The sequence below is a fragment of the Candidatus Aquicultor sp. genome, assembly GCA_036504445.1.
In the GTDB taxonomy this organism is placed as follows: domain Bacteria; phylum Actinomycetota; class Aquicultoria; order Aquicultorales; family Aquicultoraceae; genus DASXVE01.
This window is the reverse complement of record DASXVE010000010.1, coordinates 26274-40000: the sequence shown is the minus strand read 5'-3', so window position 1 is coordinate 40000 and position 13727 is coordinate 26274. Positions and strand designations below refer to the sequence as shown.

12 protein-coding genes are annotated in these 13727 nt (G+C 51.2%); 3 read left to right on the top strand and 9 right to left on the bottom strand.

The window, feature by feature from the left end:
- Positions 1–228 precede the first annotated feature (228 nt).
- Positions 229–1494, bottom strand: coding sequence for a tyrosine--tRNA ligase (gene tyrS / locus VGK02_01730; protein HEY3373768.1), 1266 nt, complete (start codon positions 1492–1494; stop codon positions 229–231).
- 222 nt (positions 1495–1716) lie between these two features.
- Here tyrS and VGK02_01725 point away from each other — a divergent pair, with 222 nt between their 5' ends.
- Positions 1717–3969, top strand: coding sequence for a PBP1A family penicillin-binding protein (locus tag VGK02_01725; protein HEY3373767.1), 2253 nt, complete (start codon positions 1717–1719; stop codon positions 3967–3969).
- Positions 3970–3984: 15 nt separating this feature from the next.
- Here the strand turns inward: VGK02_01725 and ruvB are convergent, their stop codons facing one another.
- From ruvB to mutM, 8 genes are all read right to left on the bottom strand, one after another.
- Positions 3985–4974, bottom strand: coding sequence for a Holliday junction branch migration DNA helicase RuvB (ruvB, locus tag VGK02_01720; GenBank protein ID HEY3373766.1), 990 nt, complete (start codon positions 4972–4974; stop codon positions 3985–3987).
- A 47-nt stretch (positions 4975–5021) separates the two neighbouring features.
- Positions 5022–5537, bottom strand: a complete 516-nt coding sequence (locus tag VGK02_01715; GenBank protein HEY3373765.1) for an inorganic diphosphatase — start codon at positions 5535–5537, stop codon at positions 5022–5024.
- A gap of 65 nt (positions 5538–5602) precedes the next feature.
- The gene (gene ruvA, locus VGK02_01710; protein HEY3373764.1) at positions 5603–6199 is read right to left on the bottom strand and encodes a Holliday junction branch migration protein RuvA; all 597 of its coding nucleotides are present in this window, start codon (positions 6197–6199) and stop codon (positions 5603–5605) included.
- Positions 6196–6819: a crossover junction endodeoxyribonuclease RuvC gene (ruvC, locus tag VGK02_01705; GenBank protein HEY3373763.1), complete on the bottom strand. Its 624-nt coding sequence runs from the start codon at positions 6817–6819 to the stop codon at positions 6196–6198. Before ruvC ends, ruvA begins: the two co-directional genes overlap by 4 nt.
- Before the next feature lie 297 nt (positions 6820–7116).
- Complete coding sequence (locus VGK02_01700) at positions 7117–7863, bottom strand: YebC/PmpR family DNA-binding transcriptional regulator (GenBank protein HEY3373762.1); 747 nt, start codon at positions 7861–7863, stop codon at positions 7117–7119.
- Positions 7863–8438, bottom strand: a complete 576-nt coding sequence (gene pdxT / locus VGK02_01695) for a pyridoxal 5'-phosphate synthase glutaminase subunit PdxT (protein HEY3373761.1) — start codon at positions 8436–8438, stop codon at positions 7863–7865. The genes VGK02_01700 and pdxT overlap by 1 nt, the downstream gene beginning before the upstream one ends.
- A gap of 109 nt (positions 8439–8547) precedes the next feature.
- Positions 8548–9432, bottom strand: a complete 885-nt coding sequence (gene pdxS, locus VGK02_01690; GenBank protein ID HEY3373760.1) for a pyridoxal 5'-phosphate synthase lyase subunit PdxS — start codon at positions 9430–9432, stop codon at positions 8548–8550.
- Positions 9433–9558: 126 nt separating this feature from the next.
- Positions 9559–10386 carry a bifunctional DNA-formamidopyrimidine glycosylase/DNA-(apurinic or apyrimidinic site) lyase gene (mutM, locus tag VGK02_01685; GenBank protein HEY3373759.1) on the bottom strand — a complete coding sequence of 276 codons (828 nt, stop codon included), beginning with the start codon at positions 10384–10386 and terminating at the stop codon, positions 9559–9561.
- A gap of 153 nt (positions 10387–10539) precedes the next feature.
- Between mutM and VGK02_01680 the strand changes: the two genes are divergently transcribed.
- Together VGK02_01680 and fusA are read left to right on the top strand one after the other, a co-directional pair.
- Entirely contained in the window at positions 10540–11229 is a 690-nt protein-coding gene (locus VGK02_01680) for a rhomboid family intramembrane serine protease (GenBank protein HEY3373758.1), read from the top strand.
- 397 nt (positions 11230–11626) lie between these two features.
- Complete coding sequence (gene fusA, locus VGK02_01675) at positions 11627–13708, top strand: elongation factor G (GenBank protein ID HEY3373757.1); 2082 nt, start codon at positions 11627–11629, stop codon at positions 13706–13708.
- The last annotated feature ends 19 nt before the right edge of the window (positions 13709–13727 follow it).

Genomic DNA, 13727 nt, shown 5'->3' with positions numbered 1-13727 from the left:
GATACAAACTCAGAGGAACTATAATTCACACAGACTATATGTATCGGCCGCGTCAGTACCAACTTTAGACCTTATTTATAACTAAAAGCATCCCGAGCGACATTAATATATCTTACTATCGAACTCGTTACTTTGGCGGCGTTTCCTGCGAACAAACCGAAAAGGCACCGACAATTACGAATTCGAGTGTATATAATAGTGAGTTTGATTATTAGATGAGAAACACAGCTAGCCGGCGCTGTACACTTTTATGCGCCCGATACGGCGTTTGCCTACCTGCATGATATCACCAGTTTTTGGCACAACTTCCAGGCCCGCATCCGTGATCGGCTTATCGTTATATTTGACCGCACCGCCCTCGATAAGGCGACGGGCTTCGCCGTTGGTCTTGGCAAATTCGGCGAGGGTGATGAGCTTAACGATCCAGATGCGCTCGTCGTTGGTCAGTATATCCGGCGTAATTTCGATCTCGGGAATCTCGGCGCCGATTGCCTCGAGCCGCTCGGCGGCTGATGCGCCCTCTATCTTTTTGAATTTGGCGTCGAAGACTTTCTCGGCTTCTTCGGCGACCTCGGGTGAATGATATATAGAGATGATTTCTTTTGCCAGCCGGCGTTTTACCTGATTCGGGTGAAATGCGCCGTTTTCTAGACCGGCTTCAATCTCGTCGATTTCCTCTTTCGGAACGTTTGTCGCGAGGCGGTAGTACCTGATCATTATAGTGTCGGGGATCGACATGATCTTGCCGAATTGCTCTTCGGGTGGCTCGGTAAGGCCGATATAGTTGCCTTTCGATTTGCTCATGCGGATAACTCCGTCAGTTCCTTCAAGAATCGGCATTGTGAAGACGACCTGCGGTTCCTGGCCCGCCCAACGCTGTAGGTCTCGGCCGGCCAGCATGTTGAATTTCTGGTCGGTTCCGCCCATCTCGACATCGCATTTAAGCTCAACTGAGTCATAGCCCTGCATAACCGGATAGAGAAACTCGTGCAAGCTAATCGGCACCTGGGCCGCAAAACGCTTGGCAAAATCGTCGCGCTCGAGCATACGCGCGACAGTAAACTGCGCGGTTATTTTCAGAACCGTCTCAAACGGCATTTTTGAAAACCAGCGGCCATTGTAATCGATTATAGTGCGGTCGCGCTCGAGAATTTTAAACGCTTGCTCTGTATAGGTTTTCGCGTTTGCCTCGATGACCTCACCGGGCAGCTGGGGGCGTGTTGTGGAGCGCTCGGTCGGGTCGCCGACACGCGCGGTATAGTCGCCTATTAGAAGCTGCACGGTGTGGCCTAAATCCTGGAACTGGCGGAGCTTCCTCAGCGGCACGGCATGCCCGAGATGAAGATCGGGCGCCGTTGGGTCAACGCCGTATTTAATAAGCAGCGGCTTGCCCTCCTTGACCGATCGTTCAAGCTTTTGTTTGAACTCTTCGAGAGGAATTATCTCCTCGGTCCCGTCTTGTAATATAAATAATTGCTCCTCAGGCGATCTCATTATTACCCCCGCATACGGTATAACACCTAATTATTGCTATTTATGCATAATTTCGCTGACAAAACATACAAAATCGTACCACCGGTCTCATAATTTGTCCAGCTCACGGCAGTGCGGATCGACCTGCAAAGATACCAGGCGAAAGGCAACAACCGAGAATCCGCTTATGCTATAATTCATCCTGTAGTTAATATACAGACGTGCATTTTCACCGGTGGATTGATGTCGAGATACACGCAGAAAAAACGATCAAAGCGTAAAGCGCGAAATAGAATAAAACTCCAGATCGCCGCTTCGCTACTTGTGTTTAGCATACTAACAGTGCTGGCGCTGTCGTTTAGCGGGCTTATGGCGGTCGGCACCGTCCTGAGCAATTTGCCCAAACTCGACGATCAAGAAGTTCACCAGAACTGGCAGACGACAAAAATTTATGCGGCCGATGGTACGCTCCTCACCAGTCTTTACTACGAGCAAGACCGCGTAGTCGTTCCGCTTGCTAAAATATCTCCTCACCTGCAACATGCAGTCATCGCGATTGAAGACGAGCGTTTCTATAAACACAAGGGATACGACCCGCAGGCAATCGGCCGCGCACTCATGACCGATATCGAACAAGGCCGGTATGTTGAAGGTGCCAGCACGATTACCCAGCAATACATCAAGAACACCATCGTTACCCGCGAGAAAACATTTGACCGCAAATTAAAAGAGGCGGCGCTGGCCGCGCAGCTTGAACAGAAGTTTTCAAAGAACGAAATCCTGGATAAGTACCTCAATACCATCTATTTTGGTCACAGCTGGTATGGAGTGGAAACTGCTTCGTGGAACTTTTTCGGCAAGAGGGCAAGCGACTTAACGCTGCCCGAGGCCGCGCTGCTTGCGGCAATGATTAAGTCGCCGAATAACTTCTCTCCGTATACGCATCCCGATCTGGCTAAGGAGCGCCGCGACCTCGTCGTCGCGCATATGCTTCAGCAAAAGTATATTTCTGCAGTGGAAGCGGCCCAGGCGGTTGGAACACCGATTAAAGTACGTCCAATCATGAAAGCGGTTTCCATTGCGCCGTATTTTGTTGAGTACGTCAAGCAAGAGCTGCTTAAGAAATATGATGAGAATGTTGTGTTCAAAGGTGGGCTTCGAGTTTACACAACAATTGATTTGAAGACACAAAAAATGGCCGAGGATGCTGCATGGTCGGCGCTCAATCGCACGGGTGACCCATCGGCGGCGATTGTCGCAATCGATCCAAAGATCGGTTTTATCCGCGCTATGGTGGGTGGACGCGACTTCAACAAGAGCAAATATAACCTGGCGCTTAGTAATAACCGCCAGCCGGGATCATCCTTTAAGACGTTCGTCTTTGCGGCAGCTATAGAAAACGGGATATCACCATCCGATACATATGACTCGTCGCCCTGTAAAATCGATGTGCCAGGAAGCGTACCGTGGGAAGTCAATAACTATACCGAGGGTAGTGGCTACGGGCCAATGACGCTTCGTGAGGCGCTCGTCAAATCAGTAAACGTTGTGTTCGCACACTTGATTATGGATGTGGGGCCGCAAAAGGTTGTCGATCTAGCAAAGAAGATGGGTATAACGAGTAATATCAACGCCAACCCCGCGATCGCACTTGGGGGATTCGCTCACGGCCCGAGTGTTCTTGAGATGGCAAACGCGTACGCGACGCTGGCAAACGGTGGTAAGCACCTTCCCCCGGTCGCCATTACAAAAGTAACCGACTCACAGGCAAAGCTGATCGAACAATACCAACCGAAGCCCGAGCAGGTTATTAGCGAAACTACCGCTTACCTCGTCACCAATGTTCTACAAGATGTTGTCCGCTACGGTACGGGTACGCGAGCCGGGATAAGCCATGCGTGCGCCGGCAAGACCGGAACCGCAACCGAATACCGTGATGCCTGGTTCTGCGGCTTTACACCCGATCTGGCCGCCGCGGTCTGGGTTGGCTACCCGCAGGGCCAGATTCCGATGATGAACGTTCATGGGATACGCGTAGCCGGCGGTACCTTCCCGGCACAGATTTGGGGCCAGTTTATGGGTAACGCTACGCGCGGTACGCCGTATACTGATTTTCCTCATCCGAAAAACGGCATAAAAGAAGTTCGCGTCTGCACACAAACGGGATTGCTGGCGAACACATTTTGTCCTGATGTCGAATACCGGCCGTTCTTACGCTCCAAAGCTCCGCGCGAGAAGTGCAAGGTACATGTCGCGCCAGGGATTACCGAGATACCAAATGTTGTGGGGATGCGTCAGCCAGACGCGATCAAAGCACTGACTGACGCTCATTTCGGTTACAGTATTGTGAAACAGGTGGACAATGAGGCATCAAAAGGTGTCGTTATATCTCAGATTCCCGGTGCCGGGCAGCGGGCACGGCAAAACGCCGTCATCCAGCTTATTCTCAGCACGGGCAAGAGTATAAATCTCAGCAGCCCGACGACGCAACAATAACTATCCGTTACTGGGTTACTCAAACCCTAAGTGCTGATATGCGCGCTCGGTGGCAATACGGCCGCGTGGTGTGCGCTGGATGAAACCGAGCTGTAAGAGATACGGCTCATAAACGTCCTCGAGCGTTTCAGGCTCTTCCCCGATTGTCGTCGCAAGCGTGTTCAGGCCAACCGGAGCGCCGCTGAATTTTTCAATAAGCGCACCCAATATTTGCAGGTCAAGCCTATCGAGCCCAAGCGCATCCACTTCCAGAAATGCCAGCGCCATATCGGCTAGCTCTTTTGTTATCCGGCCATCGCCTTTGACCTGGGCATAATCGCGTACACGTTTGAGCAGCCTGTTGGCAATACGCGGAGTTCCGCGTGATCGGCGGGCTATCTCTTGTGAGCCCTTCCCATCAACCTCAACACCGAGAATTGTTGCCGAGCGCGTAATGATGCTATCGAGCTCTTTGGTGTCATAGTAATCAAAACGGCAGTTGACCCCAAAGCGGTCGCGAAGCGGTGATGTTATAAGGCCCTGCCTGGTCGTTGCGCCGACAAGCGTGAAATGCGGTAGCTCGAGGCGAAGCGTGCGGGCAGACGGGCCTTTCCCGATGATGATATCGAGCTCAAAGTCTTCCATTGCCGGGTACAGAATCTCCTCTACCTGGCGACTTAATCTGTGAATCTCATCAATGAAAAGCACATCGTTTGGCTGCAGGTTGGTAAGGATTGCCGCGAGATCGCCGGCACGCTCGATCGCCGGACCGGATGTAATTTTGATGCCGACGCCAAGTTCATTCGCAATTATGCCTGCGAGCGTAGTTTTACCGAGACCGGGAGGACCGCTTAAGAGCACGTGGTCAAGCGGCTCGCCGCGCTCTCTGGTAGCAGAGATAAAAAGATCGAGAGCGTCTTTAACCCATGTCTGCCCGATAAACTCTTCGAGCCGTTTCGGCCGCAAGGTCCGATCGAAATCTACATCTTCTTCTATAAATGAAGTGGTTATTACACGATCATCCATTGTTCCAACCTATCCTAATGCTTGTACTTACTATACTTTATACGGTGCTAATCGGTTCCGGCCTGTTTCGCGCCATACGCTGCAACGGCCGCTTCGATAATCCGATATGCGTCCTCTTTGGATTCCCAGCCCTCAACACCGGTCTTCTTGGCCTCAAGATCTTTATATACTTCGAAGAAGTGACTGATCTCGTGTAAGAGATGCTGCGGTACTTCTTCGAGCGAATTGATATAGTTCCAACGCGGGTCGGCAACCGGTACGCATAATATTTTATGGTCGGGGCCCTTCTCGTCCCACATTTTAAAGAGGCCGACGGGTTTTGCTTCGATAAGACACCCGGTAAACGTCGGCTCTTCAAGCACTACCAGCGCATCCAGGGGATCACCGTCTTCGGCCAAAGTATCCGGGACAAAACCATAATCCGCAGGGTAATGCACCGATGAAAACAGCAGGCGGTCGAACTTAAAACAACCTAGCTTCTCATCGTATTCGTACTTATTGCGGCTCCCCTTTGGTATTTCGACCACCACCATGATGGTTTCGTAGCATCTATCACTTCGCATATTTTAAAAGGACCTTTCTCGAGGTTTCTCTTAATGTAACCAAAACCGGCACAGGCGTAAACGAACTAGCTTCTGACCAGGTTTTTTAGACCATGCTTTACCAACGTCTCAACAGTGAGCTCAGATCCGTCGGGCGTAAAGTTCTCCAGGGCCTTCTTGGCCTCGGCAGCCGAATAACCTAGGTTTAGGAGCGCGCTTCGCGCTTCCTCGTATATCGAGGCATCAAGCGCTAATGCTGCCGGAATAAAATCGACGTCGGGGAGCGCAAGCTTTTCTTTCAGCTCGAGAACAAGCCGTTGCGCGCTCTTCTTGCCGATACCCGGAACCGAGCTTATGAGCGCGATGTCCTCACTTGCAATAGCTGCTTTTAGCGCGTTGACCTCAAAAGCCGACAGTATGGCCAGCGCGACCTTCGGGCCGATGCCGCTCACGGAGATCAGTTTTTCGAAAACCTCGCGCTCGGCCACTGAGTTAAAACCGAATAGCTGCATGCTATCCTCGCGAACATGCATGTATGTGTAGACAAAAACCGGTTCACCGCGCGGCGGCATGGCCGCAAGGGCGTTATTCGACATATGCACGCGGTAGCCGACCCCGGCTACATCGATATCGACACATGTTATGTTTTTGTCCTCAAGTTTCCCCCGTAAAAATGCGATCATTGCATACCCTTCTGACGCTCTTTTTCGCGCTTATTTTCACGCTCAAGCTGCTGTGCGATTGCCTTATTTAACGATGAAGCCTGAGGTTGCCCGTTCGCTGCCCTCTCCAGTTGTTGCGCTGCATTATTTGCCTGTTCGGCTGCAAGGTTCGCATGATACGAGTGAGCATGGCAGATAGCAAGCGCCAGAGCATCGGCGGCATCGTCCGGTTTTGGTATTTCGTGTAGATTTAGAATTGCCTTCACCATCTGCTGCACCTGGGCTTTCTCGGCGCGCCCGTAGCCGACCACCGATTGTTTTACCTGAAGCGGCGTGTACTCGGCGACAGGAATACCGCCATCCGCCGCTACCAGTAGACATACGCCGCGCGCCTGACCGACGGCTATCGCCGTGCGCACGTTGGTGTTGAAAAAAAGCTCCTCCACCACGAAATGATTCGGCCGGTGCCGTGCGATCAAGTTCTTAATGCTATCGTAAATCTGCTGAAGCCTAAGCTCGGTCGCGACCTTGGCTTCAGTCGAGATAATCCCATAGTCTTTGACCTTAAAGCGATTACCCTCGTATTCAAGAACGCCGAAGCCGGTTGTAGCCGTACCCGGATCAATCGCCAGAATAATCATATAGTCCTTTTGTCCTTTATCCCTTGCCTCTTTATGGCTCTTGGTTGTTCTTGCAAAGATTTCTTGCTGTGATTCTTCTATTTTAACGGAATCAGCCGAGCACTCATAGTTGACTGCAGAATCCTACAAACACTACGGGTAAGAGTCCGGGCCCAGCGGTTTATTCTCTCATCGAACGTGTGTTTGATTATAGCAAAAAAACAGCTAATCGCCAATGATTAGCTGTTTTCATTTATAGCGGCTCAAATCCGCGATCTTTAGCTATGATCTGTTAGCGGCAACGCTACACTCTAAGGTCTACGACAGCGCCTCCAAAATCTCGGCGGGTATATCGAAGTTTGAGTACACGTCTTGCACGTCGTCATTATCCTCCAGTGCGTCGATAAAGCGCAGTACTTTCTCTGCCTCTTCTTTGGTAAGCTCGACCGGATTTTTAGGGATGAGTGCTATTTCGGCGAGCGCAATGCCGATACCGTGCTTCTCAATCACGTTCCTCACATAATTAAGTTCCGTGGGGTCCGTGGTGATCTGCCACTGATCGTCTTCGCTCGTCATATCCTCAGCACCGGCTTCTATTGCCAGCGAGAAAAGCGCGTCCTCTTCGATTGGATGACTTTTGTCGATTGCGATAATTCCTTTACGGTCAAACATCCACGCGACCGAGCCGGATGAGCCCATGTTGCCACCGTATTTAGTAAAGATATGGCGTACATCGGCTGCGGTACGGTTGCGGTTATCCGTCATGACATCAACCAGGATTGCGACGCCGACCGGGCCAAACCCTTCGTAGGTCAACTCCTCGTACACAGCGGCCCCAAGCTCGCCCGCGCCCTTCTTGATAGCCCGCTCGATGTTGTCCGTCGGCATGCTGTAGCTTTTCGCTTTTTCTATTGCATTAGCGAGCGCTGCGTTCATGTCCGGGTTGCTGCCGTTTCGGGCGGCGACCATAATGGCACGGCTGAGTTTGCCGAAGAGCTTTCCGCGCTTAGCATCCTCTTTCCCTTTCTTGTGCTTAATTGTTGCCCATTTAGAATGCCCTGACATCAGGCCTCCTTTATCATATCGATGAAATATTTATGTATTCTTGTATCCCCGGTAAGCTCGGGGTGAAACGCCGACACAAGGATGCTTCCTTGTCGAGCCATTACCTTAATATTACCAAATTCGCTCATTAATTCGACACTATTATCTATTTTTTCAATCCAGGGCGCCCGGATAAAGACAGCTTTGAACGAACCGACGTCTTTTATCTCGAGGTCGGCTTCAAAACTCTCGCGTTGCCTACCGAACGCATTACGCCGCGCTTCGATGTCCATCAGCGAAAGAAGCGGCTGGTCGCCCTCGGAAATTTTCTTCGCCAGCAGGATCATACCGGCGCAGGTGCCGTAAATCGGCTTGCCCTGTGCGTGAAAATCGCGAATTGCGTCGATAAAGCCGTACTCGAGCATCAGCTTACCGATGGTCGTGCTCTCACCGCCCGGAATGATAAGCCCGCCAACCCGGTCAAGCTCGTGGGGCCACTTAATGGCAGCACCGGTTGCTCCCAATTGTTCTATGTGCTGTAAATGCTCGCGAACCGCTCCTTGAAGAGCCAGAACGCCAACGCTCAAACTGCTCACTTCTATCTATCCTTAAACGATATTATGGGCGGAAGTGCATCCGCCCAAATTGTCTTCAAATTGTGTCAATTGTGTCTATACTGTGCTGCACCGAAGATTGATTGGTATGCTACCAGCCGCGCTCCTGCATCATCTCTGCTGCCGGAATCTGGCTGATCTCGATACCGACCATCGGCTCACCCAGGTCTTGTGAGACCTTCGCAAGCAAGGCCGCATCTGTGTAATGCGTGGTCGCCCGAACGATCGCTTTTGCGCGCTTCGCCGGATCGCCGCTCTTGAAGATACCGGAGCCGACAAAGACACCGTCAGCACCAAGCTGCATCATCAGCGCGGCATCAGCCGGTGTTGCGACACCGCCGGCTGAGAAGTTTACAACGGGAAGCTTTCCGTTATCGTGAATCCACTTTACGAGCTCATACGGCGATTGCAGGTCTTTTGCGGCCGCAAAGAGCTCATCTTCGCGCAAGCCCTTAAGCCATGCGATACCTTCGTTAACCGCGCGCATATGGCGCACCGCTTCGACAATATTGCCGGTACCCGGCTCACCTTTGGTGCGAATCATTGCCGCGCCTTCCGTGATGCGACGAAGCGCTTCCCCCAGATTACGACATCCGCACACAAACGGAACCTTAAAATCCCACTTGTTAATGTGATGCGACTCGTCGGCCGGGGTGAGTACTTCGCTCTCATCGATGTAGTCGACGCCGAGCGCTTCCAATATCTGCGCCTCAACAAAGTGCCCTATCCGGGCTTTTGCCATAACCGGGATGGTAACGCAGTTGACGATACGCTCGACAATCGTCGGGTCTGCCATACGCGCAACGCCGCCGGCCGCCCTAATATCTGCAGGAACACGCTCGAGCGCCATAACAGCGACAGCACCGGCATCTTCTGCGATTTTGGCCTGCTCGGGCGTGGTTACATCCATAATAACACCACCCTTTAGCATTTCGGCCAGGCCGGTCTTTACTCTTAGCGTTCCAGTTTCAACCATGTATGTTTTCTCCTTTTCACAATCCTTAAGCTTGTATCATATCATACAAAAACAAAAACCTTGCCGCAACTGCTCAAATAGCCGGATTAACCGCCAACTGGATTATGCGTAGCTGTAATATTACTGCTACTTCTGACACCGCGGGCAAAAATGGGTCCCCCGCCCGGCGACCTTGATTTTCACAACGGTCCCGCCGCAACGTTCTTCGCAGGGCTCACCTGTCCTATTGTAGACCTTAAAAAAGTTGGTAAAGTTGCCCCTCTCGCCGAAAGCATCCGTGTAGTTAGCTATTGAACTTCCTCGCTGCTCGATCGCTTTCGATAAAAGTGAGCGAATGCAGCCGTACATTCGCTCTATCTCTTCGTCCGTAAGCGTGCCCGCGGGCCGTTCAGGGTGTACTCGCGCACAAAACAGGGTCTCATCGGCGTAGATGTTACCTATTCCCGCAATAAACGTCTGGTTCATCAGTAAAGGCTTAATCTTATGCTGGGGGCGCCGCTCGAGCATCTCATGAAACCGTGCAAGCGTGAATTCATCAGAGAGCGGCTCGGGCCCAAGATGTGCAAATTGCGGCGACTCCATAATACCTGCCTGCGGCACGCTCATTACGTAGCCGAATTTCCTAAAATCACGGTAACGCAGTTCGTAGCCATTCGATAGCGTCAAGATAACCTGTGCAAGATCTCTACCCGGTGCGTCAGCGGGTGCATATGTAAGCGTTCCCGCCATCATAAAGTGAAAGAGAAGTGCTTTATCGGAGGAAAGGTAGACTATCAAAATTTTAGCCCTTCTGCCGGTTCCCTTGATGAATGTTCCTTTAACTTGCTCAATAAACTCTTCGGGCGGCGCACGAAGCACCTTCGGCACAGGCACCTCGACATCGACTATCTTTAACCCTAAAACCGTGTCTTCTAATCCCCGGCGTATTGTTTCCACTTCAGGCAATTCAGGCATTTTTCTATCCTTACGTCTCGAGTACTTGCATGCTAAACGCTATCCAAGTAAGCTAAACCCACATAACGAATACATAGTTTACTGCATAACATGGGTGTTATATGTTTTTCCAAAGGGAATAACATATAAAACACATTATACCGGGGGCATAGATTGATACCTATTAGAGACGATAACCCAACTAGGCGGTTTCCGGTTGTAACCATATCGCTCGTAATCATTAACTTTGCAATCTACATTTATATGTACCTTATCTTGCCCAGCCCCGACCCGATTATCCTCAAGTATTCGCTGATCCCCTTGGCCATAAAACAGCAGTTTATTGGGCTACCGCCTACAACACCGTCAATCCAGCCTGCTTATCTTACGCTTATAACAGCCATGTTCTTGCACGGCGGTTTCTTGCACATTGCTTCCAATATGTTGTTCCTGTGGATTTTCGGCAACAACGTCGAAGATGTGCTCGGGCGCTTTAAATACTTGGTATTTTATTTACTCTGCGGTATCACCGGGTCGTTACTGCAAATGTCGCTCAACTTCAACTCGGATATTCCCAATCTCGGCGCGAGCGGCGCGATATCGGGTGTTCTTGGGAGCTACCTCATACTCTTCCCCAACGCGCGGGTGCTTACCGTCTTTGTTGTCCTTTTCTTTATTGAGATAGCCCGCCTACCGGCGTTTATTATTATCGGATTCTGGTTTCTGTTGCAGGTATTTTCAGGACTATTCAGCGGTGTCGCAGGCGGGGGCGTCGCGTACTTTGCCCATATCGGCGGGTTTATTGCGGGCTTGGTCATGACGGTATTATTAACACGACGACGGCCCCACCGGGCTGCGTTTTAACCGTGCGGCGTCTGCTTGTGCGCACGTAGCAGATATACTTTTGATTGTTGGTTACATAATACAGAATATGCGTTAGAATTACATTTATAGCAATAGCAGTCACTGTACTCTTGATAGCAATTTTTGAACCCTCGCAGCTTGAGCTAGAATTTTAAAGCCTACGGCCTTCTCTCAAGGTGTACTTCGAACGCTAAAACTTTGATTTGATAACAACATTTAAGTATTCTATAAAGTATTCTATATGCTAATGCGCACAACCACTGCGCATTAGCATATAGAATAACGAAAACCGGTACAATTACTTACATGTAGAAGTGCCTTTAACCTGCTACGTGTAAGTTTCAAAATACAAACCGTATAGGGCTCTCGTAACGAGAGCGAAAGGGAGGAGATATTTTTGAAAAAATATGCACCGGCAAATATTCGAAATGTGGCGCTCGTCGGCCATGGTGGTAGCGGTAAAACCACACTTGCCGAAGCAATGCTGTTCGCTACGGGAGCGATCAGCAGGTTTGGCAAAGTCGACGAGGGCAACACGACGACCGATTTCGATCCTGAAGAGGTCCGACGTAAGTTTTCGATTAATGCCTCCCTCGCCCCCTGTGAATTCAACAACCATAAGGTCAATATTATCGATACCCCCGGATACACCGATTTTGTCGGTGAGGTATACGGCGCCTTGCGTGCCGTCGATATAGCCGGCATTGTGGTTGATGCGGTCTCCGGCCTTGAGGTCCAGACCGAACGGGTGTGGGGGATCGCAGACGAGTACGGGCTTGCTAAGTTTGTCATTATCAACAGAATGGACAAAGAGCATGCCAATTTTAACGAAGTCCTCAGTGTTCTTCAGGAAGTCTACACCGATAAGGTCACCCCGCTACAACTCCCAATCGGAAGCGAAGCAAATTTCAAAGGCGTCGTCGACGTGCTTAAGCAAAAAGCATACATAACCGCCAACGGCATGCACTCGGTTGAAGACATTCCGGGCGACCTCGCCGATGAGGCGGCATCCGCGCGCGACGCTCTGATTGAGCGTGTAGCTGAAAGCGACGATGCTTTAATGGAAAAATACCTCGATGAAGGCGTGCTTTCTGATGCTGAGGTTATGGCGGGTCTGAAAAAAGCGGTTGTCTCGGGTCAGGTAATCCCGGTTACCTGCACGGCGGCATTTAGCGCAGTCGGTGTCAATGGGCTGCTCAATGCAATCATCGACTACCTGCCCTCACCGGTTGATCGCGGCCCGGTTACCGCAATCGATCCAAAAACAGAGGCTGCTATAGAGTGCCAGCCAAAAGAGGCGGCACCGCTCGCCGCATTCGTATTTAAAACCGTAGCCGACCCATATGTCGGTAAGCTCAGCTATTTTAGGGTATTCTCGGGCGACTTCAAAGCCAACTCGACAGTTGCCAACGCGAGTCGCGGCAAGAAAGAGCGCGTTGGGCATGTCTTTGTTGCGCGGGGTAAAACCACCGAGGATGCAACCGATATTCCCGCTGGTGATATCGGTGCCGTTGCAAAACTCGCCGATACTATGACCAGTGATACGCTCTGCGAGGAGGGTAAAGCCGCAATTTTACCGGCAGTAAAATTCCCGGAACCGGTTATCTCGGTAGCAGCCTCAGCTAAGACCAAGGGTGACGAGGAGAAACTCGGAATCTCACTTAACAGGCTCGCCGAAGAAGATCCAACCCTCACCGTTAAGCGGGATGCCGAAACCCATCAGACGGTTTTGTCTGGCATGGGCGACATGCACCTCGACGTTATTACCGAGCGATTGAAAAGGAAGTTCGGCGTTGAGGCGGCGCTTTCAGCGCCTCGCATTCCGTTTAAGGAGACAATTAAGGGCTCTTCCTCGGTTCAGGGCCGTCATAAAAAACAATCGGGTGGCCGCGGCCAGTTCGGCGATGTCTGGGTTAAAGTCGAACCGCAGCCACGCGGTGTAGGCTTCGAGTTTGTCGATAAGATCGTCGGCGGTGTCGTACCGCAGCAGTATCGCCCCGCAGTAGAAAAAGGCATCCGGGAGGTCATGGACCAGGGCATCCTTGCCGGTTACCCGGTTGTCGATATCAAGGTCACGCTTTACGATGGCTCATATCACGCGGTTGACTCATCAGAAATGGCCTTTAAGATCGCGGGTTCGCTCGCCATTAAGAAAGGCTTCATGGATGCGAAGCCGGTTCTGCTCGAGCCGATTATGAAAGTTGAAGTTACGGTGCCCGATCAGTATATGGGTGACGTCATCGGCGACCTTTCGAGCCGTAGGGGTAAACCGCTGGGCTCTGAGCCACGTGGACGTAACGTTATCGTAAACGCACTTGTTCCGGTTGCCGAGATGGCCACGTACGCGAGCACGCTTCGCTCGATTACATCGGGCCGCGGTGCGTATCATATGGAGTTCGATCACTATGAGGAAGTCCCTGCTGATACCGCTAAGAAGATCATCGAAGCATACGAGAAAGAGCGCGCAACCGGTTCGTAATCATCAGCAAAGCCGACAC